Origin of the sequence: Paenibacillus sp. B2(2019), from assembly GCF_008370385.1 — a bacterium.
Classification (GTDB): Bacteria; Bacillota; Bacilli; order Paenibacillales; family Paenibacillaceae; genus Paenibacillus_AQ.
On record NZ_VTZR01000008.1, the window covers coordinates 106260 to 132603 of the forward strand.

The following is a 26344-nucleotide window of genomic DNA, read 5'->3' on the forward strand; positions in this document are numbered from 1 at the left end:
CTGGTCTTGAAAGAATATAAAAGGGGAGATTATATATGAAAATTCCAAAATTGATGACAGGCGTTTTAACTACAGTATTAATGGGGGCGCTACTTGCCGGGTGTGGTGGCGGGAATAATAACGCTGCTGCGGGTAACAGTGGAGAAATCACAATTGGCTCTAAAAACTTCACGGAGAATGTTTTACTCGCTCATATGATGGCAGATTTGATAGAAGATAAAACAGATATTAAAGTGAAGCGCCAGATGAACTTGGGAGGCTCTAATGTAGCTTGGAGTGCGCTTGAGAATAATAATATCCAGCTATATCCGGATTACACCGGAACCATTGTAGCCAATTACTATCAGGAGAAGACGGGAAACTCTGAGGAATCGTTGGCAAAAACCAGAGAACTGCTTGAAAAAGATGGACTGGCCTTTCTGGATCCATTCGGCATAAATAATACCTATACTTTAGCTGTTAGTCGTGAAACGGCTGAGAAGTACAATCTAAAGACTTTCAGCGATTTGGCCAAAGTATCTGGAAATATGGTTCTTGGCGTAGAGTTCGAGTTCTTGGATCGTGAGGACGGATACCCCGGTATCCAAAAACTCTACGGAATGGATTTCAAGCAGAGCAAAGGAATGGATCATGGTATCATGTACCGTTCGATTGACGATGGGGAAACAGATGTAACCAATGCATACGCGACGGATGCACAAATTAAAGTACATGATCTGGTGATTCTGCAGGATGATAAAGAATTCTTCCCACCTTATGATGCAGGACCGATTATTCGTCAGGAAACGCTAGATAAATACCCTGAATTGGAAGGCATCTTAAATCAATTGAACGGACAGATCAGTGACGAAGAAATGCAGCAATTGAACGCAGAAGTTGATGTGGATGCGCTCAAGGAAGAGGATGTAGCTCGTAATTTCCTGATCAAGAAGGGATTAATCGAAGGCTAAATATGAAATACAAACTAAAGCAGGCTAGGGAATTTCCTAGCCTGCTTTTTTGCTGATTATTTATAGGTCTGTCTAGTTTTTGAAATAGTCTGCCAATCCTTCCGCGATAGCCTTGGCTGCTTTTTTCTGATAGGAGGATTTGCGGACAATAGATTCATCTATAGGATTGGTAAGGAATCCGAGTTCAACTAAGGTAGCTGGAATTCGATTCTCCCTCAGGATGTGATAATCGCCAAAGGACAACCCGTTGCTCTTAAGACCGATACCTTGTCCCAGCCGGGTTTCAATTGCTCGTGCCAGCTTCAGATCATCGGATTCGGAGTAAAAGAAGGTCAGTGTCCCGGACACTTTTTTCGGAGAAGAATTATAATGAATGCTTACAAATGCATCTGCACGCAGAGCCTCACTCATCTGAACACGCCGAGCGAGTGTAGGCTTCTGGTCTTCCCTGGTACGTGTCATTTCTACCCGTGCACCTTTAGCTACAAGGGCATCGCGAACATAAATTGCAGTTTGCAGATTCAAATCCTTTTCCATGGTGTTATATGTAGTGCCGAGCATTCCCGGATCACTGCCGCCATGACCGGGATCTACGACGATTAATTTTCCTCGTAGATTTCCTGTGCGCGAAATGTTGCTTGTAGTGCTTGTGCTTCGTGGCGTGGTTCCAGATCGGATATATTGCGCTGCGACCCAACCGATGTCACCGCTAGCTGTTCGAATTCGTGCCCAATCGTCCTGATGAAGGAGGAGGGTAGCTGTATCCTTAGCTTTTAAAGAACCGAGTACCTTATATTGTGTGCCTGGACCGCTTCGTACGCGTAGTGAATCTGCCGTAACTGTAACCTTTGTGGTACTACTCAAGGCGCTGGTTGAGGTGGAAGAAGTAGTGCTGGGTTTGGAAGCTACCGATGATCCAGAAGCGCCAGATTGCTTGGAGCTATTGTTCACCTTTTTAAGGTAATAACCGGCTACCCAGCCAGAGGTGTTCCCCGTCTTAACCTTCAACCACCCGTGTTGTTCATCGGTCACAGTTACTTTTGCTCCGTTCTTAATAGATCCTACAACAGTTGCATTCTTTGCCGGCTCACTGCGTACATTTAAAGAGTTCGCGTATACCTGAGCGGTATAACTAACTGCTGCCGTTTTAGCTTCAGCAGGCTGTGACGCTGTTATACCCATAAGGCTTGCTGCAAGCAATGTGACACCTATCATTTTTTTCATAGTATCCTCGCTTTTTCAAAGTAGTCGTAATTTTTTACCCACTTTACGAGGTTTAGAATAATATTTTTTGAGATATTTATGAGAACTTGGCCTCTTTTCCGGTGGTCTAAAGACTTGTATAATTATTACATATCGGGAAGGATGAAGGAGCACTGCCGTGACTAAACCAAAGCTATTCATTGGATCTTCCAGGGAATCCATACGTTATGCAAGAGCGATTCATGAGCAGCTGAAGAGGGATGCTGAAGTACATCCTTGGTATGCCAATGCCTTTCGAGCGAATGAATACACGATGGAGGCACTGGAGAGAAATTTGGATGAGAGCGATTTTGCCGTATTTGTGTTCTCGCCAGATGATGTCGCCAAAATACGCGGTAAATTTTATTATGTGACTCGTGATAATACGGGGTTTGAAATGGGATTGTTTTGGGCCAGATTACGGCGTAATCGCGTCTTTTGCTTAGTGCCGGATCAGGTGACTGCCCGCGACGATTTAATCCCTGGACAGAATGTTGAAGAATATCATCTGTTGTCCGATTTGTCGGGAATTACAGCTTTAGAGTATGAGATGCACCATGATAATCCTACGGCTGCTGTGGATGTGAGCTGTGGTAAGATTATTGATAGTGTCCAGGGGTTTGGAAAATTCCGTGACCCGGTGAAAGATTTAGAGCAGCTAAAGATGGAATTAAGGCGCAAAGAAAGTATCCTTCATTTTTTTTGGCAATATAATAGTAATGTGACCATCTCTGAGGATGGAGAGAAGTATCACGCACTCAGTGAGGCGATCCGCAATTCTTTCTTACCTCCGAAGCATTGTCGTGTGATCGGTGCTGCGACTTGGCAGGCTCAAGAGAAGGAACAGCTTGTTCAGGTGGGAGGGAATGTCGGACGTGGGCACTCCTATTCCTTGACTGTAACGAAAGGGAATGAGAAGCAGCCTAGTGTGGTAGATGCATTTTTATCGAGCAAATGGACTTTTTTTCAACGCACGGAAGTTGCGGAGGTATATATCCTATGCTATCCTCTAGGTAAGAAGTATGTTCTTTCCGTACACTTTTCAGGGAGTGATGGATTATCTGCGGATGATCTTAAGGCGGTAGTTGCGAATAATCAGGATTTATTCCGTACCATCAATCATTTAGTAGGGGAGGATTCAGCATGAAGCGAATAAAGGGTATTAACAACTTATCGGGTGCTGTTCTCCGCTCTGCAAGTGGTGGAAGCAGGAGTGCAGAAGATAATAAGAATACCACAAGCAAAACAGGGTCGAGCCATTCCGCTCAGCAACCAGCTTCAGCTCAAATTTATACTGCGCCTTCTTTAGATGGTGGAGACGATGAATATAAGAAGCTTATTAGCGGGAAGGTAGACAACAATAAACCATCCTTTGCGTGATGAGCATAAGTGGCTGTCTCAAAAGTAGTGATCTACTTATGGGCAGCTTCTTTTTTTTGAGAGTAATTAGGGAAAAGCTCCCTGAAAATAGCTGATAATTACTCTAAATGAGTGAAATCAGGGAATTCCTCCCTAAAAATCGGGGGGAATATCTATATTTACCGCCGAATCAGGTTAATTATAGGGAGGTATTCCCTAATTGTTAATCTATTGAGTAGAAATCTCCGATTTTCAGGGAGATATTCCCTAATTCTTGAGCAGAGCTTCCTGTTCACTTCTTACAGCAAGACACAATGTTGCAACAGCACAAAAAGCACTTCTCCACGAGCGTGAGAAGTGCTTTTTTATTAACTGGTACAGCCCCTCAGTTCTATCGGCTATTCTTCTTGGCAATTTCGCGTCGTACGACAGGGGCGACCTCAGTTGCCAATAGTTCAATAGCTTTGGCTACCTTGGCGTAAGGAAGGCCGCCGATGTCGAGCTGAGTCATAAAGCGGCTATGGCCGAACAGCTCATGCTGATAGAGGATTTTTTCAATAATTTGCTGCGGGCTACCTACAGCCATCGTGTTATCAGCAGATACATATTGCCCAAAGTCGTCACGAGATACACTGTATTCTTGACCAGGTTTTGGGCTGATGGAATTACGATAACTATAGTAGTATGGGTAATATTCATCGAGCGCTTGCTGTGAAGTTTCGGCAATGTAGCCGTGGCTAGTAATCGCAATCTTTAAAGATTCAGGGGCATGACCCGCCTGAATTCCAGCGCGTCGATAAGTTGCAGCAAGCTCTTGGAAAGGTTCTGGACTACCGCTAAGAATGGCGATGGCCATTCCAGTCCCGAGTACCCCAGCTTTTTCCGCGCTTTCAGGAGAACCACCTACACCAATCCATACAGGAAGGCTTTGCTGAAGAGGGCGTGGTGCAATCTCAGAATCCTTCAAGGATGAGCGGAAGGAACCCTCCCAGTTCATAATTTCATGCTTATTAAGCTCGAGAAGCAGATTAATATTCTCGGCGAATAGTCGATGATAGTCTTCAAGTTCGTACCCAAAGAGCGGAAAAGATTCCACAAAAGCACCACGTCCAGCAATAATCTCTGCACGGCCATCTGACAGTAAATCAAGTGTGGCGAAATCCTCGAATACGCGCACGGGATCAATGGTGCTTAATACAGTAGTGGCGCTCGTCAACTTGATTCTGCGGGTAACCTGGGAGATGGCTGCCAGCACGACTGGAACCGAAGAAATCGCAAAATCAAGACGATGATGCTCACCTACACCGAATACATCAAGCCCCGCCTCATCCGCCAGCTTGGCCGCAGCTACAACTTCGTCGAGTCGTTGTTTCGGGCTGATCTTAGTCCCGGTATGACAATCAGCTACAATGTCTCCTAAGGTGTAGATACCGAATTCAAAATCGGATGCTGGTGCTGTGGTTACCTCGTTACTCATGATTACAAACCCCTTGTTATTCATATATTTGATAAAGCTTGTTCGTTTATAGAAGAATGTGATTATTATAACACAATAACTTACAAATTGTAAGTTTATGAGTAAATGTTTTGATTTCTACTCTTGCAGATGTCAAAATGAGGAATAATAATCCATGTTCTTACATTCTGCTCGTCATTAGTATTATATTTTTTTTTGAGAATCTATCCAATTGAGGCATTTATATGAGGAGGCGTGTGGTGGTGAGAGGAACATTATTGAAGTCGTATCTTCGTACTGCGATTATTGGTTTAGGGGTATTGCTTATGGTAAACCCGGTACAAGCTGCTGCGGTTGATTCGCACACCTCCTTTATAGGCTCGAATTTAGATGATTATTATGTAAATTTATCTGCTGCGAAGGTTGAGTGGTCCACTACGATGGATTTGCCAACGCTAGGAGATATACCGACGGACTACATTATGGGCAAGGGCGTTGTTGCAGTTGGTGCGGGCAAATCTTTTATCCTACAAAAGGGTCAGCTTTTAGCCATTAACGCTCAGACGGGAAAAGTAATGTGGAAATATGGCTCCAAATTAAAGACACCGTTACTTTACCAAGATGGTGTGGCCTATGTGACTTCAGAAGCAGGCACAATCTATGCAGTCAACGCGGCTACTGGAAAAAATAAATGGAGTTCATCGGCAAACAGTAAAGGCATCAGCCAATTAGTTATTGATAAAGATCAGCTTTTTGCTGCCAATGGTGATATTCAAGCCTACAATCTGAAGGATGGGAAACTGCAGTGGCGTGATAATTTCAGTGAAAAGCTGTATGAACCTTTCATGGTTGAGGGAAACCTCATATTAGCTCAAAACTCAGAATCCGGAGCGTATACGTATGATATTCTACATGCCTTTGATCGAACAACGGGTAAAGAGCTTTGGAATAACAGAGATCATTATTTTCCGATTACTGAGATTAATGGAACGCTTATAACACAACGGAAGGCTACCTTATTCGATGCTCTTCCTCTTACTACACTCGACAGTTTGGATGTTAAGACAGGTAAAGTAGTGAAGACGGTAGTTTATAACCCTGCTAATATTGACCCAAATGATCCCGAAGCACCAAAGGGGGGCATTGCTTGGAGTGACGGTGACAGAATTTTCATAACAGGACAAAAAGGTGTCTACAGCTATCCAGTCAATGCTGATCCTGCTACCGTAACACGCGATAATTATTCTTACGAATCCATCGGAGCTAAGTTATCCTACGCCGCTGGTCCTTATGATGAAAGAATTCTTTTTAGTAACGAACAGAGCATTTATGGTGTTAAAATGGCGAATAAATCAGCGGTTCAGTACAGTGGAATCAGCAATCCGATTGCCCGCTTCGATCTGCTCGGACATGGCATGTATGTAGCCCAGACTGACGGCAAATTAATCGCGATAGATTTGATTTCCGCAAAACCGATTGTGCAGCTCAAAACATCAGGTAGAGTGTTCGGCCCAACCTTGCTGGAAAGCGGTATGATTATTGTGCAGAGCAAAGGTATTTTGACCGCTTTCAAGGAGCCTCAGGTTTTGAAAATGAAATAATCGAATCCATAAAAAACGTCTCTCCGATAAATACTCGGCAGAGTCGTTTTTTATGGATTAATTCACAATTCCAGTGCGAAAAATACAAATCTATTTTATGATAAATAGGTTATATAATGAGTAGGTTATACATTAACGAAATTAAAGAGAAGGACCGGGGGATATCATGGAACAGCAAGCGATTTGGGCGATAGGTATTTTTCTACTGATTTATGGACTGATTATTTCCGAGAAAATTCACCGTACAATCTTAGCGATGTTAGGCGCTATTGTTATGGTAGCGATGGGTATTGTGGATCAGGAGACGGCACTGCATCATATTGATTTTAATACCATCGGATTACTTGTAGGCATGATGATGATTGTAGGGATTACTGCAGAGACAGGACTTTTTAAATATGCGGCAGTGAAATCAGCAAAGCTGGCGAAAGGGAAGCCGAGAAGAATCCTGATTGCTTTGTTTGTTGTTACTGCTGTGGCTTCTGCTTTCTTGGATAATGTTACAACAGTGCTACTTATGGTGCCTGTTACCTTCAGTATTACAAGGCAACTGCGCATAAATCCGCTGCCTTTTTTGATGTCACAAATTATTGCATCGAATGTCGGTGGGACGGCAACATTGATCGGAGATCCACCGAATATTATGATCGGAAGTGCTGTGAAAGAGCTGACTTTTATGTCCTTTATCAGCAATCTAACACCTGTGATTATCATCATTATGTTAGCGTATATCCCGCTTTTACTACTGATGTTTGGTAAGCAGATTAAATCCACTCCGGAATTGCAGCAAAGTATCATGAACATGGATGAGAAGGCAATGATTACAGATCATAAGCTGTTGCGAAAATGTTTGATCGTACTTGGAATTACGATTATGGGCTTCTTTTTACATCAGGCGTTACATTTGGAGTCAGCGACGGTTGCCTTAGCGGGGGCTTTTTTACTGCTCTTATTAACCGGAGGAGAACACATGCTGGAAAAAGCTTTTCACAGCGTGGAATGGATTACGATCTTCTTTTTTATCGGACTGTTTGTTTTGGTATCAGGACTCGTCGAGACAGGTGTCATCGCGGAGCTGGCTGCCAAAGCGATTGATTTAACGGGTGGGGATGTGCTCATGAGCTCGATGATGATCTTATGGGTCAGTGCAATTGCTTCTGCGTTTCTTGATAATATTCCTTTTGTAGCAACGATGATTCCTTTGATACAGGAGATGGGGCAGATGGGGATCACCAATCTGGAGCCCCTCTGGTGGAGTCTAGCCTTGGGTGCCTGCTTGGGTGGCAATGGTACATTGATCGGTGCCAGTGCTAATCTGATCGTTGCTGGTCTAGCTGGAAAAGAGGGCTATCCGATTACATTCATGAAGTATTTGAAGGTGGGTTTCCCTTTAATGCTGCTGTCCATTGTGATCTCAAGCATATATTTATATTTAAGGTATCTGATGTAAACAAGTGTGTCTGAAAAAAGTTTTATTGTTGACAGCTTTTCAAATGGATGATATTTTAAATATTATAATTCCAATTGATTTACTTTGAATAAAAATTACCGACTGTTCCTACAGAGGTATTGCGAATGTAAAAGCGCAATACCTCTGTTTTTTTGTATACAGAATTTAAGGAGGGGTCACGATGGGAGAAGCGTTGCTGTCGATTTCAAATCTAAATAAACGTTTTGAGTCTACCGGAGGTCATGTTCAGGCACTGTATAATGTTGATCTCCATGTGCAAGAGGGTGAATTCATTACGGTCATCGGGCCCAGTGGCTGTGGCAAAAGCACGCTGCTGCGCATCGTGGCCGGTTTGGACAGTGGATATACGGGGAGTGTTACCTTAGGAGGGACGGAGATTGGGGGTCCCGGAATCGATAAGGGATTTATTTTTCAAGAGCATCGTCTCTTTCCTTGGCTTACCGTAGAGAAGAATATTGCTTCTGATTTGCCGCTAGGCAACAAAGAAATTAGACGCAAGGTCGATGAGTTGATTGATCTCGTCAAGTTAAATGGGTTTGAGAAATCCTATCCCCGGGAGTTATCGGGAGGGATGGCCCAGCGGGTGGCGATAGCCCGTGCACTACTGCGAAATCCCAAAATCCTGCTGCTGGATGAACCGTTTGGTGCACTGGATGCGTTCACTAGAGCGCATATGCAGACGGTGTTACTGGACATTTGGCGGGCCAACAAAACAACCATGATTTTTGTAACGCATGATATTGATGAGGCTGTATTTCTAGGTAATCGGGTAGTGATTTTAGAACCTCGCCCCGGGAAAATACGTAAGATTGTCCCGGTTGATTTGCCGTATCCACGTAAAAAAACAACGTCTTCCTTTCAAGAGCTGCGCCTGAAGGTGCTGAATTATTTTGAAAAAGTCGATGAGCTTGAGCTTATTGACGGGGCAGGAATATAAATATGTCGACCATACCAATGGAGACCTCCGAAAGTGTTCAATATTCGAGGGTCTCTTTTTGTTATTTAAAGAGATTGTAAAGCTAAAAAAGGTGGGTGCAGAGCATGACAAACCGGGCTATAGCCGTAAGAACTTCCGGACGCCCCGGAAAGGTAACAACATTGGGACTGGGCCTTCTGCTGCCGGGCACCGTGCTGATTCTGTGGCAGACCCTTGGACACTATGGAATGATCTCAGAGATGCTGTTCCCGACACCGTATACCATTGCTGAATCATTTGTAACTCTAGCTGCTTCAGGGGATTTATGGCCGAACTTTAGGATCAGCTTGGTCAGAGCCCTTTCCGGATTCCTGCTCGGTGGTGGACTTGGTCTGCTATTAGGCATTCTCGTAGGTCTGTTCCGCAGATCAGAGAAATTGCTAGATCCATCCCTGCAAATGATTCGCATGATACCAAGCTTGGCGGTAGTGCCGCTATTCATTTTATGGTTCGGGATCGGTGAGGAGTCTAAAGTGCTGTTGATTGCTAAAGGAGCATTTTTTCCGCTTTATATTAATACGTTCATGGGCATTCGCGGCGTGGATAACAAGCTGTTCGAAGTATCTCGAGTGCTTGGATTCAGCCGGTTAAAGCAGGTTGTAAGACTAGTACTTCCAGCGGCATTGCCGAATATTATTCTCGGAGTGCGCCTTTCCTTGGGGCTCTCTTGGTTAGGTCTGGTAGTCGCAGAGCTGATTGCTTCCACTTCAGGCATTGGGTATATGATGTCGGACGCGCGTCAATTCGCGGATACACCTGTGGTGTTCGTGGGAATTATTATTTTTGCCATTGCAGGACTGGTGAGTGATTCTATTGTTCGCTACATTGAACGTCGGCTGCTGAGATGGCAGGACAGCTATCGCGGATAAACAGAAAACGCGCAAGAAACGAAAGGGGGATGCGCCATGAGCGATGGAGCAGAAGCTATTTTGAATAACACTACAAGAGCAAGAGAATCGCTAGATAGCAGTGATATTGCTCCTTTATCGACTAAGACATTGGAGAAATCCGCGGTACCTATAGCATGGAAATTTCTACTGTCAGATTGGGGAACGGGCGCTATCATTCCGGTGGTGACAATAGTACTTTGGCAGCTGGCAGGAAGCACCGGACTGATCTCCGCGCAGTTTCTGCCGACTCCATTGTCGATCGCCAGAGCTTTTACAGGCCTATTGGTGACTGGAGAGTTAACTCATCACCTAGGTGTCAGTATGGGTAGGGCGGGAGTTGGATTTCTTATCGGAGGCGTTCTAGGCCTTTTATTCGGAGTACTGACTGGCTTGTTTCGCAGTGTGGAATATGTGCTCGATCCTAGTGTACAGGTCCTTAGGCTTGTTCCTCATCTAGCTATAGCACCGCTGATTATTTTGTGGTTCGGCTTTGGGGAGATGTCCAAAGTAGTGATCATTCTGACAGGGTCATTCTTTCCACTCTATATTAATACGTTTATGGGCATCCGCAATGTGGACAATAAGTTGTTTGAGGTGTCCCGGGTGTTAGGATTTAGCCCTTACCAGAAGCTGCGCAGGCTGATATTACCGGCAGCATTACCCGGGATTTTGTTAGGATTGCGGCTGTCATTGGCTGTGGCATGGATCGGTCTTGTTGTAGCTGAACTCATTGGATCACAATCCGGCATTGGATTCCTGATCAATGAGGCGAAGCAGAACTCTAATACAGAGGTTGTGTTTGTAGGCATTATTATCTTTGCTATTGTCGGCAAGCTAATCGATTCTTTGTTCCGAATCATTGAACGCAAGTTCCTGTTCTGGCGCGATAGTTACGAAGGGTAAATCATTTGAGGAGGTCTTGAGCTATGAGTGGATCGATACAAAAAGGGTCGTTGAATTTGGTGGCGGATGTGCTTGTTATAGGTGGAGGACCGGCAGGAACATGGGCAGCCCTTACGGCCTCAGCGAAGGGGGCAAAAGTTGTCCTAGCAGATAAAGGCTACTGCGGTTCGAGCGGTGCAACGGCACCCTCAGGAACAGGAGTCTGGTATGTGAAGCCGGATGAGAGGCTCCGGGAGGAGGCCAAAGCAAGTCGTTATACACTGGGCGGTCAGTTGGCTGAATCCCGCTGGATGGACCGAGTGCTAGACCGTACCTATGCCAATATGAACAAACTTGGCGTTTCAGGATATCCATTCCCTGTAGATGAGCAGGGTAACCAGTATCGTAAGAGTCTTCAGGGACCGGAATATATGAAATTAATGCGTAAGCTAGTGAAAAAGGCGGGCGTTAAAATTTTAGATCATAGCCCAGCCATGGAGCTCCTTGCGGATGAGCATGGCGTAGCCGGAGCGGCTGGAGTCCATACCCAGAGTGGTGAGACCTGGACGGTTCAAGCAGGGGCAGTCGTTATTGCTACTGGGGGTTGTGCCTTCCTAAGTAAGGCGCTTGGTTGCAACGTGCTTACTGGTGATGGCTATTTATTCGCTGCTGAGGCTGGCGCCAATCTGTCAGGCATGGAATTCTCCAATGCCTATGCTATCTGCCCTACGTTCTCCTCTGTAACCAAGACAGCATATTACAACTATGCCAGCTTTTATTATGAGGATGGAAGCATTGTGGAAGGGGCGGGTTCCAAGAAAGGGCGTTCAGTTATCGCTCGGAATCTGCTAGCAGGCAATCAGGTATACGCCAAGCTGGATGGAGCACCAGAAGATTTAAGACCTCTTCTGCGGGTGGCGCAGACGAACTTTTTCCTGCCCTTTGATCGACAAGGGATCGATCCTTTCAAGGATGCTTTTCCGGTTACGCTTCGTCTCGAAGGAACGGTTCGTGGGACGGGTGGTATTCATATCACAGACGAAAGCTGTGGCACAGGTGTTCCCGGACTTTATGCGGCAGGAGATGCAGCTACCCGTGAGCTAATTTGCGGGGGATTTACTGGTGGTGGCAGCCATAATGCGGCTTGGGCTATGTCATCCGGCAGTTTTGCAGGAGAAGGGGCTGCTGTCTATGCGCAGAGCCTTGGCTCAAATGCAGCGTACCGTAATCCAGTCGGCTTATCATCTTCCCCACTGGTTCATCAAGAAGTGAAGCCAGGAGTATCAGCTCATACGTCAGAGGTTGTGTCTGCTGTGCAGGCTGAAGTGAAGCCGTATGACATTAATTTATTCCGTACGGATAAAGGGCTGACCTCTTCATTAGGTCGTCTGGATGAATTGTGGAAAGAACAGCGTAGCCGTGAGATTCAGCGTACACCTGAAGGGGTTAAAGCGCGTGAAGCAGAAGCCATGACTGCAACCGCCCGCTGGATGTACAATTCCGCGCTTGCCCGCACGGAGACGAGGGGCATGCATAAGCGTGAAGATTTTAAGGGAACGGATCAAGAACAGCATCATCGCTTGATTAGCGGTGGGTTGGATCAGGTATGGGTGAAGACAGAAGCCGTGGCTAAGGAGGGTGTTCTATCGTGATTGAGGTGATCAGCGCTGCCAGATGTGTAGAGTGCAACCAATGTGTATCGGTCTGCCCGACCAATGTCTTCGAACGGGTAGAGGATGGCATTCCTGTTATTGCCCGGCAGAGCGATTGCCAGACTTGCTTTATGTGTGAACTGTATTGTCCTGTGGATGCTCTCTACGTTGCGCCAGATTCAGAGAAAGTGATTGGGGTGACAGAGGCAGGGCTTCAAGAGCAAGGATTGCTTGGTGGTTATCGTGAAAAGGTAGGCTGGGGCAAAGGCAGACAACCGGTAGCAAGTCATGAATTTATGTACAAATTGGCGTCGAGGGCAGGGTTCTGACCTTGATTAAGATTAAGATAAATAACATAAATCTAGGGGGAGAAAGAAATGAAACCAGCGTACAGAGAGATTCAAGGGAAACGTTCTAAAAGGATACGATTTGCACTTTTAACTACGATTATGATGGTTATGCTGGTTCTTCAGGCTTGCGGAAATAACGCTGGAGGAAATGGAGCATCTGCATCTGGCGGCTCTAGTACAGAGAAATCTGGAGGCAAAGCCGGAAGTAACGTTCCAGCGGTACTGAACTTTGGTTTTATAGGCTCTAATAAGTTGAATGTGCCAGGTGGCGCGGAGGGCTGGGGCTTTTATAAAGGGATCATTCAAGAAGAGTTGAAGAAATATGGCATTACTGAAGTGAAGCTTACGGGCTTTCCAAACGGTCCTGATCAGACAGAATCCTTAATTAGTGGTCGATTAGATATCGGCAGCCTTGGGGATACACCTGCTATTATTGCTTATGCTTCTGGCGCCAAGACACGTCTGATTTCACAATCCTCAGCCAACACTATCGGTTATCTAATCGGTAAGAAGGATGGACCAAAGACGGTGAAGGATCTGCAAGGGAAGACTATTGCCATTCAAAAAGGCTCTTTCATGCACCGCTATGTGGTTGGATTACTTCAGGAGGAAGGCGTAACTGACTATAAACTCGTGCATATGCTCATTCCGGATGCTACCGCAGCTTTGGCCCGTGGAGATGTAGATGCTACGACTAATTTGGGTGTACCTGCGCTGAAGTTAATTGACCAAGGGTACACTCACTTAGACGATGCCTCGAAGCATCCGAACTTGCTCGGCACTAGTGCAACTGTCGTGTCCGAGGACTATCTGGCGAAATTCCCTGACTTTCCGAAGGCGTGGAACGAAGCCCGTGAGAAAGCCTTGGCGGATTTGAAACAACACGAGGATGAATATTATCAATTTTTGGCCGAAATCGGAGATACAACGCCAGAGCTGGCGAAGCAAGTAAATCCAATCAGTGATATCAAAGATACCGCGTTCACTGACGAAGGAACCAAGCTACTGGAGGGTACCAAGAACTTCCTTGTCGAAGAAAAATTAGCGAAAAAAGACTTTAATATTAGCGATTGGCAGCTGAAATAACAATTGCTTGGAAAGCGCAAATGCTTGGGAGGAAAAGATATGTCGCAGCTTAAGAAGGAAATGACAGTGGATGTGCTTGTGCTTGGCGGAGGTCCAGCAGGAGCTTGGGCGGCATGGAGTGCAGCGTCGCAAGGAGCAAAAGTAGTCCTGGCCGATAAGGGCTACTTGGGCACAAGCGGCGCCACTGCTCCGGGCGGTACAACGCTGCTCGTTATCCCTCCAATTGCCGAGCTGCGTGAGCAGGCGGTTCAATCCAGACTAAAATCTGGTGGATATCTGTCGGAGAATGCTTGGATTCACCGAGTGCTGGATCAGGTAGAGCAGAATCTGGCTCTAGTCGAGCAGTGGGGTTATCCTTTTCCGAAGGATGAAGAAGGTAACTCACTGCGTACACATCTGCATGGACCAGAGTACATGCGGATTATGCGAAGAGTTGTCCGCAAAGCGGGGGTCATGATCCTCGATCAGTCGCCAGCGCTAGAGCTTCTTCATGATGAACATGGGGTTGGCGGGGCACGTGGGATCAATCGTCTGACAGGGGAGTCTTGGGAAGTGAAGGCAAATGCCGTTGTGATGGCAACCGGAGGCTGTGCTTTTCTCAGTAAAGGTCTTGGCTGCAACGTATTGACAGGCGAAGGGCTGTTGATGTCCGCTGAGGTGGGAGCCGATTTGTCAGGCATGGAATTCAGCCGCCAATATGCTCCGAGCTTTGCGGATGGAACTGTAACACGTGGCCGTATGCTAGCTTGGGCAACGCTTTATGATGCGGACGGTCATCCGCTGCATAAAGGGGATCGGACCTTTGGCAGCATTCCTGAAATGATGCTCAAGGGGCCGGTTTATGCTTCGCTCGATCTGGCAGATACAGCGGAGAAACAGGATTTTCTGCGAAAAGCGCATCCGATTTTCTTTATGCCGCTGGAGCGGGCGGGAATAGATGCGTTTAAGCAGAAATTCCCGCTCACCCTGCGCTATGAGGGAACCATGCGCGGCACTGGGGGTCTGCGCCTTACGGGCACGGACTGCCGGACGACCGTGCCCGGACTCTATGCGGCTGGAGATGCCGCATCGCGCGAGAAAGTGACCGGCGCCATCTCCGGCGGCGGGGCTTATAATGCTTCCTGGGCCATATGCAGCGGAAGCTGGGCAGGCCAGGGAGCCGCGCAGCATGCGCGGTCCTGCCGAGGGCAGGCGAACAGCCGCAACCTGACCGCAGCGGGACGCTACGGTTTGGCGGCTGGCACCGACACCTCGGAAACGCTGGAGGTGAAGCCGCTAGTCGCGGCGATCCAGCGTGAAATCTTACCGCTGCAGATTAATTATTTTCGCAGCGAACCGGGCATTTCTTCAGCCTTGAAGCGGCTGAATGCCTTGATGCCCTTCTTGAACGGGCGGGTTCCCGCTACCGTACAGGGCATCGTGCAAGCACGCGAAGCCGCGGCTATGCTCGCGGTCGGCAGATGGATGTACACCGCCGCGCTGACCCGGAAGGAGACGCGCGGCCTGCAAAAGCTCGCGGAATATCCGGAGCTTGATCCGCGGCAAACCCACCGGCTGATTGTATCCGGTATAGAGCAAATAAGCATCGGTACCGAGGCTGTGCCCCATGCTCATGAACTGAATCTACTAAAGGAGGGGCAGGCGATATGATTGAACTAATCAGCGTGGAACGCTGCGTGGGTTGTAAACTGTGTACGAAAGTATGTCCGACAAACGTATTCGAAATGCAGGGGAAGATTCCGGTTATTGCGCGTCAGGAAGATTGCCAGACTTGTTTTATGTGTGAAGCTTATTGCCCTGTAGATGCACTTTATGTAGCGCCACAGGCGGATCAGCTGATCGGTGTAAATGAGGAGGCGCTAATCCAGACAGGGTTGCTAGGGAGCTGGCGGGCTGAGATCGGCTGGGGACCGGGCGCTAATGGCTCAATGGCTGAAAGGGATACCACCCCTTATTTTGAAGTGTTTACCGAGCAGTACCGTACGTGAAAAAGCCGCCCAGAGTTGGAGTCTGGGCGGCTTATTGTTGTATAGAAATTCAATCTATGTAGTTCTTTGTCTCGGGATTTCCACCGCGAAGAGCGGTTTCAATCAAGAATCTGGGGACAACAGCGGCCGGAAGTCCAATTATTCACCGCAGTGACTACTGTGCTTTAAGTTAATATCATTAGTTCCGTACATATCTAAAAAATCTATAGCAGTGCTTCGATCGCTGGCTCAATATCCAGCGGATCCACAGTAGATTCAAATCTTGTAATTACATTGCCTTCGCGATCAATTAGAAATTTAGTAAAGTTCCATTTGACTTCGTCATCTTTCAGTGCTTCCGGATCTTTGCTCTCAAGCATGCTTTGAAGCAGCTTTCCTGAAGAATGGTTCATGTCGAAACCTTCAAATCCAGCCTGCTCAGTAAGGTGAGTGAAGAGGGGATGTTTATTTTCTCCCTTTACTTCAACCTTCTCAAAGAGAGGGAACGTAACGCCGTAATTAATTTGGCAAAATACATTCACTTCTTCATTGCTGCCAGGCTCCTGTTCCCCAAACTGATTGGAAGGGAAACCGAGAATTTGGAAGCCGCGATCTTCGTATCGCTCATAGAGCTTTTGCAGGTCGGAGTATTGGTGGGTAAACCCACACTTACTTGCTGTATTCACAATCAAAAGTACTTTACCTTTGTATTCCTCTAGTTCGATCTCTTTTCCTCGAATACTGCGTGCTGTATATGGATAAATGCTCATGCTGCTACATCCCTTCAGTTATGTATTGTCAACGCTAAAGCTGCCAGTGAATAAGAACAGGAAATATTTTTAATGATTTAATTGTAAACAATCAAAATATCGCTGTCAACTTCATACATAGAGAGGGATTGGAACCTTTTAAGCAGTGGCAGAATAGTATGGGTATGGGTTATTTCAAACTTCAAAGTCTATTCAAGCGAGTTGTTATAAGAATAATTGTATCTCATATGATTTTATTGCGTTAAAGCTACTCAGCGTTCCATTATTATCTTGCATCGGAAACATTTTTTGATTAAGATAGCAGAAACCAGCGCAAAAGACGCGCTGACATAAATAAGACTATGACGAAGAGAGTAAGCATTATAGCGGATCTTAACAGGGAAGGCGTGCCGGAGACTGAGAGCACCCTCATGAGACGATTAATGCCGAAGTTCACTTCCGAGTCGGCCCCTGAAGTAGTTTGTCACAGGTCGTGACAGGTATGAGTAGGGAGGCCCGCGCCCCGCGTTACCGGGTTTAAGATAGAGTTAATCTTTAGTCGAGGGAATCCGATTTTCTATTCCTTTGTGCTAGTTTAAGGGTTAATTCTAAATAAGGGTGGTACCACGGCTCCTCGTCCCTTGCGACGGGGGGCCTTTTTGCGTTTCAAATTATAAATAAGAAGAAGGAGTGGAAGGGTAATGAGTAACGTGGAATTGGATGTTCTTAGAGGTCGTCTGGATGAAATTAATGGGCAATTGCTGGAGCTGATCTCCGAGCGGGCTAAAATTGTGCAGGAGATTGGAGTAGTTAAAGAAAAGCAAGGTGTGCCTAAATTCGATCCAGAACGTGAAAAGAAAATGCTGGATCAGCTCGTAGCGAGCAACAAAGGACCTTTCACTAACGGAACCATCCGCAGCCTCTTCAAACAAATTTTTTCAGCATCTCTGGACTTACAATCCGATGAACATAAAAAAACTTTACTAGTAGCGCGTAAGAGTCACAAAGAAGACACTGTGATTGTTCTGCCGGGAGATGTTACTGTTGGCGGTCCTTCTTCACTGATGGTAGCTGGTCCTTGCTCTGTGGAAAGTGAACTACAGACCCGCACCGTAGCTGCAGCCCTGCAAAAAGCTGGTGTACGTGTTATGCGTGGAGGTGCCTTCAAGCCGCGGACTTCTCCTTATGATTTCCAAGGTCTAGGTATGGACGGCCTAAGAATATTACGTGAAGCAGCAAATGATTATGGTCTGCTGACCATCAGTGAAATTGTAGATCCAAGACATATTGAAGAGTCCTTAGATTATGTAGATATCATCCAGATCGGTGCACGGAACATGCATAATTTCGAGCTGCTTAAAGCGGTCGGAGAAGTCAATAAGCCTGTGCTGCTGAAACGCGGATTGGCTGCTACGCTCGATGAATTCATACATGCAGCGGAATACATCATGTCTCGTGGTAATACACAAATCATGTTGATTGAACGCGGAATTCGTACGTATGAAAAAGCGACCCGCAACACGCTCGATATCTCAGCAGTGCCTATTCTTAAGCAGGAATGCCATCTGCCAGTATTGGTCGATGTTACTCACTCCACAGGACGCAAAGATATTCTTATCCCTTGTGCAAAAGCCGCACTCGCAGCCGGAGCCGATGGTATTATGGTCGAGGTTCATCCTGATCCTGCAACTGCGTTGTCCGATGCCGCGCAGCAGCTGAATATTGATGAGTTCAACAACTTCTTTAATGAAGTGAAAGCTTCCGGACTATACCGGTAATCTAGAAATATAGAATTTGAATGATATTTCAAGGATTGGCTAGAAAATGAGGTGAATAAGCGCTTACAAGTCTATCTAATCTTTTTGTGAAGGTGAAGGCGGGTCGAGTACAATAAGGAACATTAGCGTTGCACCGGCCCCGGGTCTTTTTGAAAAAGGCCTATATACCTTATTAGTCACAGGAGGAAATTAGAATTTGAAGCAGCTTACCTTAAATAATGGGTGGTTTTCTAACACTCGAACCGATATTTTATCGGGGATGACCGTAGCCGTTGCACTGATTCCTGAAGCGATCGCTTTTTCGATCTTGGCGGGAGTAAGTCCGATGGTTGGTTTATATGCCTCTTTCTGTATTGCAATTGTAACCGCACTTGCCGGAGGCAGACCCGGAATGATCTCGGCGGCTACAGGGGCTATGGCCCTATTAGTCGGAAGTCTCGTACTAGAGCATGGAATAGAGTATCTGTTCGCGGCAACTGTACTGGCTGGTGTGTTTCAGATATTGATGGGGATGCTAAAGCTGGGCCGATTCATCACTTTTTTGCCACAGCCGGTCATGACGGGGTTTGTCAACGCGCTGGCGATACTGATTTTCATGGCGCAGCTTACCCATTTTAAGGGACAAGGCTGGGTGATGTATGGACTGGTAGCTCTGACATTGCTTATTATCTATACGGTTCCTCGGTTTACCAAAGCCGTACCCTCAGCGCTTGTAGCGATTGTTATAGTTTCTATTCTTAGCATCGCTCTTCATCTGGACGTAAGAACCGTAGGGGATATGGGGAATATTACAGCAACTTTGCCACTATTCCATTTACCGCAGATTCCGTTCACGCTGGATACTCTGCTTATTATTTTGCCATATTCACTCTCGCTGGCCGTAGTTGGGTTATTGGAATCACTGATGACCGCCACCTTAATAGACGATATTACGGGCACAGGTAGTGATAAGAACAGAGAGGCGAAGGGACAGGGGCTGGCGAATGTAGTCACTGGTTTTTTCGGAGGGATGGCAGGCTGTGCGATGATTGGCCAGTCAATGGTTAACATGAAGTCAGGAGGACGCACGCGTCTGTCCACGTTTGTATCAGGGATCTTTTTATTGTTCCTAATTATCGTACTTGGCGATGTGGTGAAGCAGATTCCGATGGTCGCGCTCGTTGGCGTAATGATAATGGTCTGTATCAGCACCTTTGAATGGGGCTCGCTTAAATCTCTAACCCGTGTTCCGCTTAGCGATGCGCTGGTTATGATTGTGACGGTGGTCACCGTGGTGGCTACAGACAATCTTTCTATTGGCGTTTTGTTTGGGGTTCTGCTAAGTGCTTTAACGTTTGCTTGGAAAATAGCTTCGATCCGCCTAACAGTTCAGGAAGCTGCCTCTTCCAAAACATATGCGGTTACCGGCCAGCTGTTCTTCGGCACGACAAGCCACTTCATTCATGAATTCGCCTACGATAGCGATCCCGATCATATTATTATCGATTTTTCACACTCTCATGTGTGGGACCAATCCGCAGTTCATGCCATAGCGAAGACGATGAGCAAATACGCCGAGCGTGGCAAAAAAGTCACCATTACCGGACTTAATGATCAGAGCTCACAGCTGGTTCAGCGGGTGGGATTATCCATATGAAAAAAGATTGCGCTATATGCGCGATCTTTTTTTTTATAGCAGATATTAACTGTAAGAGAAGACGAGCAGGGTTTTACTTTTGGTGCAAACTGATATAAAGTATAAAGTGGATAATGTTTATCCGCTTTATACGTGGGTGGTATAGTCTACAGTTTGTATTAAGCAATTTATGTAGATCGAGGTGCTGTACATGCATATGAAAACAGGGGTAGAACAGTCAGTGTATGCACTGGTTCTGCTTAACATGCTGCCGGACAAAGCGGTGTTGTCTGGAGAAGCGATTAGCCAGCAGCTCGGAGCATCGGTGACCTATTTTCAGAAACTGTTAAGAAAGCTGGTAACCGCAGACATCATCACGTCTGTTCCCGGCATTAAAGGTGGCTTTAAATTAAAGAAGAGACCTGAAGATATTCGTGTATATGACGTTTACCTTGCGGTGGAAGGACAGCAGTCGCTGTATTCATCCAATGGTATTCTGGTAGACATGTTGGATTTAGAGAAAGAAGATAGCTGCTGCCTGTTAACCAATCTGATGGAAGAAGCTGAATCCTCTTGGAAAGCTGTATTAAAGCGGGAGACTATTGCTTCGTTGTCGGAGGAAATGCGTGGTGAACGCTTTAAAGATAAGATTGCAGCCTTAGAGGAATGGATCAGCAATAAAATGGTCATCTAACCAAAGAAGGGATTTATTTGCATGAGATTAAGCGTATTGGATCAGGCACCCGTGACAAGTGGTAACACAGCGGAAGGTGCTCTGAATAAAGCAGAAGAACTAGCTATTTTAGCAGATGAGTTGGGATATAGCAGAATGTGGATGGCAGAGCACCATGGCGGAAATACATTTGCTAGCTCGGCTCCGGAAGTAACGGCAGCCCGTTTAGCCGCTAAGACCAACCGTATTCGAATCGGCACCGGCGGTGTTATGATGATGCATTATTCTCCACTTAAGCTGGCGGAAGTATTTAAAACGTTAAGTGCTTTTTCCCCGGGGAGAATTGATTTCGGTGTGGGACGAGCTCCTGGTGGCGATACAAGTGCTATGTACGCTCTGTCTGAAGGCCGCGAGTTAATGCTGCATAACATGTATGATAAGCTTGGCATTACTATGCAGCTGCTTAGTGATCAGATTCCGGAAAGTGAGTTGTATGCCAAAAATCTTGCCGCTCCAACGAAGGTGGCGCTCCCTGAGGTATGGTTGTTAGGCTCGAGCGGCAACAGTGCGCGAAAAGCAGCACAGATGGGAGTCGGATACTCCTTTGCGCAATTTTTTAATGGTGCCATGAGTAATGAGATTTTGGATCAATATCGGAATAACTATCAGCCTTCTATCTTCATGGACAAACCTGAGATTAGTGTATCCTATATGGTGACCACAGCAGAAACGAAGGAAGAAGCTGAGTATGAGGCATTACCGCAGGATATTTTTCGGTTGATGATGAGCAAGGGCAGAATTACTCAGGTGCTGACACCAGAAGAAGCTCAGAACATATCGTTATCGGAAATTGACCGGATGTCAATCAAGGAAAGCCGTAAGATTCATTTGGTTGGTGCGGTTAAAGACATCGCCGTACGCCTGCAAGAAGAACAAGCACAATATGGTTTTCAGGAAGCGATGATTTGCAGCATTCCGCATTCGCAGGAGAAACGGCTAGAGGTTTACCGACTACTGGCGCGTGAACTGCTAGGTTCTTGATTCTTTCCTCTCAAACCCGCATTTGATGCGGGTTTTTTGTATGCCAATTTAGCTTTTTGATCGGTGCATACCCTCAAAAGACAATAAATTAACCCTACCGCCTCCTAAAAGTAACATTTGAATGCCTAACTTCATCTATGATTAATGAAAGATTTAATTTTAAAAAGAGGATAGGAAGTGATCAAGGATGTTTCCTCTACATAAATCCGTTACGCTGACAGCCTTGCTTCTAATGAATCTGCTGGCAGGTTGCCAACATCAGGTGGACCCATCCCCCTCTCAATCGGCTAACGACTACCACACATCAAGACCGAAGCCAACGGACACCGCTGCAAATCTCATTAAGCTAGAGTGGAAGCTGGTGGATGCAATCCCCGTAGTCTCTCAACTAAGTGATCCACCTACAGGCGCTACTTTAATTACAGAGAAGAAGCTGGATAATTTCGGAGGAGTCAAAGTGAAGGTGTATACGATGGCTAGTGACGAAGACTACGTGTATGCCAACATTTCTACTTCCAAAGGACAATACAGTCTAGGGGCGATAGGAACTTATAATTATCGTCAGCCGGAGGATATCAAGGTAGAAGTGGTGCGGATTTTTAGCGAAAAGGTGCTGAAAATCACCGGTGGACTAGGAGCAAATAATTCGCTCACTAACTATTATTTAATCGACGAGAGTGGTAACCCCTCGGGATTGCTGCAAATAGATACCGGACATTCCAAAGAGCTGGATGTTGATGCGGATGGATCTATTGAGGGTGTAGCCGCGCATGGAAATCCGATGAGTGCCTACATTTACCGCTGGAATGTTGATCACGCTGAGGTAACTTACGTTAATGATGCTTTGAAGGCGGACTCCGTAGTGCTAACGGATGAAGGAATATATGAAGCTTTTAATATCGGGGACAAGCAGAGCAAAAGATTCCGATTGACCCTAGAAGGACTGATCCCAGAGCGGTAACGCCATGACCACTGCTGCGGAAATATTTCCTGCGACCAATTCCCTCAAACCTCCGTATAGACGATTAAGCTTAAATGATTATCCATAATCTAGGAGGGGTATTGGATGAATATGCAAATGAATCCGAAATTGAAACAGCTGCGACCGGGGAAAATAGTTAGCGGTGTTGCAGCGGTGCTCATTGTATTGTTGATTGGCGCGAACTCTTTTGTATCTGTGGAATATGGGCATGTAGGTTTGTACAAAACCTTTGGTAAATTAAATGACAATACGTTGTCACCTGGTATTCATTTTAAAGTTCCGTTTATTCAGACGGTGATTCAAGTCAATACGCAGGTAACGAAAGCGGAGACCGATACTTCAGCCTCTTCAAAAGATCTTCAGCCCGTATCCACACATGTAGCGGTGAACTATTCCGTAAATAAGGCTTCTGCCTTTAATCTGATGAACAATATCGGAGGTAATTTTGATAATGTAATTATCAATCCGGCCATTCAAGAAATCGTTAAAGAAGTGACAGCCAAATATCCAGCAGAGGATTTGATTACACGCCGTGATGTAGTGTCGAGTGAGATCAGTGAGCACTTAACCGCTAGGCTGGCAAAATATGATCTGATCGTCAACGATATTAACATTGTTAACTTTAAATTCTCTGAGGCGTTTAACCAGTCGATTGAAGCGAAGCAGGTCGCCCAGCAGCAGGCGCTGAAGGCCGAAAATGATCTCCGGCGGATTGAGATTGAAGCGAAGCAAAAGATCGCCCAGGCGCAAGCCGAAGCCGAATCTTTAAGACTTAAGAAGCAAGAGGTTACGCCTGAGCTGGTGCAGCTGAAGCAAATAGAGGTTCAGGAGAAAGCGCTGGAAAAATGGAACGGCGTACTGCCATCTGTAACAGGGGGAGCCACTCCATTTGTGGATGTTCAATCCCTGACTAAATAATTCATTATTAGATTTCTGATTTATTTCACAAACTGCTGTGCTGTGTTTGAGTTCGTAGCTGTCTGCTTCAACATCTGCTCCTCTGATGGGAAAGCCCTACTTCTATAGAAGTAGGGCTTTTTATGCTATTAATATTGATAAAGTATTGTAGGGATTTGCCAACCAGCACCAACCGACCAGAAGAAGACATAATCGCCACGTTTGATTCGTCCGTCTTCGACTCCGCGTTGAAAGGCGATAAAAGGACTGCTTGTAGCCGTATACCCGAACTCGTCACCTACATAGATGAATTTCTCATCAGTAAGTCCAAGACCCTCTTGGATGAGTTCGATATTTTTGAGAGAGAATTGTGAAAGGCAGAAGGCAGAGATATCATCTGTAGTCAGGCCGTTTCTTGAGAGAAGTGCTTTCATGTCTGCAACCGCCGCATTTACACAAACTGTACCGTCAAAGGGTGTCCAGCGTATCCGAATTTGCTCAGGTGTAATGTCCTCGTGATAAATATTCGATAAACCGCAAGCAGGGAACATAATATTCTCAGATCCCTCAGAATCAGTGTAATAAAGAGAGTCAATGAAGCCTGATTGCTCGCTACTTCGTTCCAGAATGACAGCTGCTGCGGCATCCCCGAAGTTAGGGTAAGTAATTTCATCATCCGTATTGCAGTGCACTGAGCTATAGTCGCTTCCCACGACGAGTGCGTACCGGATACTAGGATTAGCTTGCATATAACGACTTGTCTGCTCTACAGCAGACACCATTCCTGCACAGTTGGCATTGGAATCTTGCGTAATGGTCCGATGTTTACCTTGTAGCATGCGGTGCAGCAGGAGTGCGTTGGTAGGATAGGTATATTCCGGTGTCTGTGAAGCGAACATGATCATATCCATATCTTCACCTTGTAAATTGGCTTCTTGTAGCGCTTTTTGGGCGGCCTTGAGTCCCATCGTTAGGGCATTTTCATCCTTATCGTTTACGATGTATCTCCGGTCACGACCCATGACTTCTAGGAATCGCTTAATGTCCTTGCCCATACTCTGGAAATGCTCCAGATAATAATCATTAGATACGACATGTTCCGGATGGTAATAAGCGGCTTGGCGGATGGTTATATGTCCCAAATGAAACCTCCTATGCTTCAATAATTTCGTAATTTTCTAATTTCGTTGCCCGGGCTACTCGGCTTAGCTGCATTTTTAGGACAGGGCTTTTGGCAATAATGAAGGTTACTTTTTTAAATCCTGATTCTTTATACAGTATGTAGCATTGCTCAAGCATAGGAAGAGTGTCGGGCGAGGATACGTTTAATGTCTTGCAATCTAAAATGATCTCATATTGTGCTGGGTCAAATGTACTTACGATTTGGTTGTACTCCTGAATGAAGCGCCCGGCGTCCTCCGGTGACATAGAACCTTCTACTTGTACATTCAGTTTTTGGGCTGCAGCGTTTGAGGTGAAATTAAAGTTTCCCATTTTAAATCGATCTCCTCCTAAATATGATGAAAGAAAAATTTAAATAAATAGGCTAAAAAACCCATTTATATAGATATTATCGTATTTTTTAATGGGAAAGTTTAGGGGGATTATCCTTTATATTTTAAAAAATACAAGAAGGTATAAAATTAACTTGAAAAGATAATTTAGTAAATAATGACCTTCTCTAAGTGTATTTATATGAGTTAATCGAGGTTAGGGTGGGTCTGATCGCCCAGTCGACTTTGCAAAGCAGAGTTCTATTGGTATGATTACAGAGATGAAAAAAATTCACTATCCAAATCATGGAGGAATGACAAAAATGAGCGAAATTACACTATCGCGGATCATTGATCATACACTGCTTAAAGCAGATGCACGGAAAGAAGATATCGTTAAATTGGCAGAGGAAGCAAAAGCATATAAGTTTGCTTCTGTCTGCGTAAACCCTGCTTGGGTAGCTACTGCCCATGAAGTGTTGAAGGATACGCCTGAAGTTAAAGTCTGCACAGTTATCGGCTTCCCGCTCGGATCCTCGACAACAGAGACCAAAGCATTTGAGACTACCAATGCTATCGCTAATGGTGCAGGTGAAGTGGATATGGTCATCAACATCGGAGCGCTGAAAGATGGGAACAATGAGTTGGTTAAACGTGATATTGCAGCAGTTGTAGACGCAGCTCGCGGCAAAGCACTGACTAAGGTCATTATCGAAACCTGTTTATTAACGGAAGAAGAAAAGGTTCGCGCCTGCAAGCTTTCTGTTGAAGCTGGAGCAGACTTCGTAAAAACATCCACAGGATTCTCTACAGGTGGGGCAACGAAGGAAGATATCGCGCTGATGCGTGCAACGGTTGGACCTAATGTGGGTGTGAAGGCTTCCGGTGGTGTTCGTAGTGCAGAAGATGCACATGTAATGGTACAAGCTGGTGCAAGCCGTATTGGTACCAGCGGCGGTGTAGCGATTGCTAAGGGAGAAACAAGCCAAAGCAATTACTAAAAGAAGATAAGTAAAATGGTAGCGGTGAGATGAGGTAGACAAGCTTTATCCGCCGCTATTCTGTTTTTTATTGCGTAGATGTTCTGTGTCAGGTACATATGGTTATACATGTTTCTTCGGCTTAAAAATTTTTATTGAAAGCGTTATCTGATGTTCATCGGACATGCTTTCCTTTGAATAAATTAAAATATAATAATTCGCACCGGAATAATAAGATTTTTTTCTTTTCAAAT

Annotated in this window: 25 protein-coding genes; 20 read left to right on the top strand and 5 right to left on the bottom strand. The window is 45.7% G+C overall.

Annotation, left to right across the window (positions count from 1 at the left end):
- Positions 1 to 35: 35 nt before the first annotated feature.
- Complete coding sequence (locus tag PAENI_RS07530; protein WP_149644862.1) at positions 36 to 950, top strand: glycine betaine ABC transporter substrate-binding protein; 915 nt, start codon at positions 36 to 38, stop codon at positions 948 to 950.
- A 72-nt stretch (positions 951 to 1022) separates the two neighbouring features.
- On the opposite strand, the gene PAENI_RS07535 is transcribed toward PAENI_RS07530, so the two are convergent.
- The gene (locus PAENI_RS07535; RefSeq protein WP_149644863.1) at positions 1023 to 2174 is read right to left on the bottom strand and encodes an N-acetylmuramoyl-L-alanine amidase family protein; all 1152 of its coding nucleotides are present in this window, start codon (positions 2172 to 2174) and stop codon (positions 1023 to 1025) included.
- Positions 2175 to 2331: 157 nt separating this feature from the next.
- On the opposite strand from PAENI_RS07535, the gene PAENI_RS07540 reads away from it, so the two are divergent.
- Positions 2332 to 3339, top strand: coding sequence for a TIR domain-containing protein (locus PAENI_RS07540; protein WP_149644864.1), 1008 nt, complete (start codon positions 2332 to 2334; stop codon positions 3337 to 3339).
- A complete protein-coding gene (locus PAENI_RS07545) occupies positions 3336 to 3572 on the top strand; it encodes a hypothetical protein (RefSeq protein ID WP_076285512.1) in 237 nt (78 codons plus the stop codon). The genes PAENI_RS07540 and PAENI_RS07545 overlap by 4 nt, the downstream gene beginning before the upstream one ends.
- A gap of 370 nt (positions 3573 to 3942) precedes the next feature.
- Here the strand turns inward: PAENI_RS07545 and PAENI_RS07550 are convergent, their stop codons facing one another.
- The gene (locus PAENI_RS07550) at positions 3943 to 5028 is read right to left on the bottom strand and encodes an LLM class flavin-dependent oxidoreductase (RefSeq protein ID WP_149644865.1); all 1086 of its coding nucleotides are present in this window, start codon (positions 5026 to 5028) and stop codon (positions 3943 to 3945) included.
- A 242-nt stretch (positions 5029 to 5270) separates the two neighbouring features.
- On the opposite strand from PAENI_RS07550, the gene PAENI_RS07555 reads away from it, so the two are divergent.
- The 10 genes from PAENI_RS07555 to PAENI_RS07600 all read left to right on the top strand — a co-directional run bounded on the left by PAENI_RS07555 (position 5271) and on the right by PAENI_RS07600 (position 15903).
- Positions 5271 to 6608, top strand: coding sequence for a PQQ-binding-like beta-propeller repeat protein (locus PAENI_RS07555; protein ID WP_188114504.1), 1338 nt, complete (start codon positions 5271 to 5273; stop codon positions 6606 to 6608).
- 166 nt (positions 6609 to 6774) lie between these two features.
- On the top strand, positions 6775 to 8058 hold the full coding sequence (locus PAENI_RS07560) for an ArsB/NhaD family transporter (RefSeq protein WP_076300682.1): 1284 nt from the start codon (positions 6775 to 6777) through the stop codon (positions 8056 to 8058).
- Positions 8059 to 8239: 181 nt separating this feature from the next.
- Entirely contained in the window at positions 8240 to 9016 is a 777-nt protein-coding gene (locus PAENI_RS07565; RefSeq protein WP_076300681.1) for an ABC transporter ATP-binding protein, read from the top strand.
- Positions 9017 to 9120: 104 nt separating this feature from the next.
- Positions 9121 to 9924, top strand: coding sequence for an ABC transporter permease (locus PAENI_RS07570; protein WP_149644867.1), 804 nt, complete (start codon positions 9121 to 9123; stop codon positions 9922 to 9924).
- Positions 9925 to 9960: 36 nt separating this feature from the next.
- Entirely contained in the window at positions 9961 to 10848 is an 888-nt protein-coding gene (locus PAENI_RS07575; RefSeq protein WP_149644868.1) for an ABC transporter permease, read from the top strand.
- A gap of 23 nt (positions 10849 to 10871) precedes the next feature.
- Entirely contained in the window at positions 10872 to 12479 is a 1608-nt protein-coding gene (locus tag PAENI_RS07580) for an FAD-dependent oxidoreductase (protein WP_149644869.1), read from the top strand.
- On the top strand, positions 12476 to 12808 hold the full coding sequence (locus PAENI_RS07585; RefSeq protein WP_149644870.1) for a 4Fe-4S dicluster domain-containing protein: 333 nt from the start codon (positions 12476 to 12478) through the stop codon (positions 12806 to 12808). Before PAENI_RS07580 ends, PAENI_RS07585 begins: the two co-directional genes overlap by 4 nt.
- Before the next feature lie 48 nt (positions 12809 to 12856).
- A complete protein-coding gene (locus PAENI_RS07590; protein WP_149644871.1) occupies positions 12857 to 13915 on the top strand; it encodes an ABC transporter substrate-binding protein in 1059 nt (352 codons plus the stop codon).
- 39 nt (positions 13916 to 13954) lie between these two features.
- Positions 13955 to 15565 carry an FAD-dependent oxidoreductase gene (locus PAENI_RS07595; protein ID WP_149644872.1) on the top strand — a complete coding sequence of 537 codons (1611 nt, stop codon included), beginning with the start codon at positions 13955 to 13957 and terminating at the stop codon, positions 15563 to 15565.
- Complete coding sequence (locus PAENI_RS07600) at positions 15562 to 15903, top strand: 4Fe-4S binding protein (protein ID WP_076285502.1); 342 nt, start codon at positions 15562 to 15564, stop codon at positions 15901 to 15903. The genes PAENI_RS07595 and PAENI_RS07600 overlap by 4 nt, the downstream gene beginning before the upstream one ends.
- Positions 15904 to 16106: 203 nt before the next feature.
- Here the strand turns inward: PAENI_RS07600 and PAENI_RS07605 are convergent, their stop codons facing one another.
- On the bottom strand, positions 16107 to 16652 hold the full coding sequence (locus tag PAENI_RS07605; RefSeq protein ID WP_149644873.1) for a glutathione peroxidase: 546 nt from the start codon (positions 16650 to 16652) through the stop codon (positions 16107 to 16109).
- A gap of 680 nt (positions 16653 to 17332) precedes the next feature.
- Between PAENI_RS07605 and PAENI_RS07610 the strand changes: the two genes are divergently transcribed.
- The 6 genes from PAENI_RS07610 (at position 17333) to PAENI_RS07635 (ending at position 23638) form a co-directional block, all read left to right on the top strand.
- Complete coding sequence (locus tag PAENI_RS07610) at positions 17333 to 18409, top strand: bifunctional 3-deoxy-7-phosphoheptulonate synthase/chorismate mutase (RefSeq protein ID WP_076285501.1); 1077 nt, start codon at positions 17333 to 17335, stop codon at positions 18407 to 18409.
- Between the two features lie 196 nt (positions 18410 to 18605).
- Positions 18606 to 20045 carry a SulP family inorganic anion transporter gene (locus PAENI_RS07615; RefSeq protein WP_410477460.1) on the top strand — a complete coding sequence of 480 codons (1440 nt, stop codon included), beginning with the start codon at positions 18606 to 18608 and terminating at the stop codon, positions 20043 to 20045.
- Positions 20046 to 20235: 190 nt separating this feature from the next.
- On the top strand, positions 20236 to 20718 hold the full coding sequence (locus tag PAENI_RS07620) for an Rrf2 family transcriptional regulator (protein ID WP_149644874.1): 483 nt from the start codon (positions 20236 to 20238) through the stop codon (positions 20716 to 20718).
- A 21-nt stretch (positions 20719 to 20739) separates the two neighbouring features.
- Positions 20740 to 21738, top strand: a complete 999-nt coding sequence (locus PAENI_RS07625) for an LLM class flavin-dependent oxidoreductase (RefSeq protein WP_149644875.1) — start codon at positions 20740 to 20742, stop codon at positions 21736 to 21738.
- Between the two features lie 187 nt (positions 21739 to 21925).
- Complete coding sequence (locus PAENI_RS07630) at positions 21926 to 22699, top strand: hypothetical protein (RefSeq protein ID WP_149644876.1); 774 nt, start codon at positions 21926 to 21928, stop codon at positions 22697 to 22699.
- Between the two features lie 105 nt (positions 22700 to 22804).
- Positions 22805 to 23638: a prohibitin family protein gene (locus PAENI_RS07635; RefSeq protein ID WP_042191910.1), complete on the top strand. Its 834-nt coding sequence runs from the start codon at positions 22805 to 22807 to the stop codon at positions 23636 to 23638.
- A gap of 128 nt (positions 23639 to 23766) precedes the next feature.
- On the opposite strand, the gene PAENI_RS07640 is transcribed toward PAENI_RS07635, so the two are convergent.
- Complete coding sequence (locus PAENI_RS07640; protein WP_262495550.1) at positions 23767 to 24759, bottom strand: ketoacyl-ACP synthase III; 993 nt, start codon at positions 24757 to 24759, stop codon at positions 23767 to 23769.
- A gap of 10 nt (positions 24760 to 24769) precedes the next feature.
- Positions 24770 to 25111 (bottom strand): hypothetical protein, encoded by a 342-nt coding sequence (locus PAENI_RS07645; RefSeq protein ID WP_042191906.1) that lies wholly within the window; start codon positions 25109 to 25111, stop codon positions 24770 to 24772.
- A gap of 322 nt (positions 25112 to 25433) precedes the next feature.
- On the opposite strand from PAENI_RS07645, the gene deoC reads away from it, so the two are divergent.
- Entirely contained in the window at positions 25434 to 26111 is a 678-nt protein-coding gene (deoC, locus tag PAENI_RS07650; protein ID WP_143759565.1) for a deoxyribose-phosphate aldolase, read from the top strand.
- Positions 26112 to 26344: the final 233 nt, after the last annotated feature.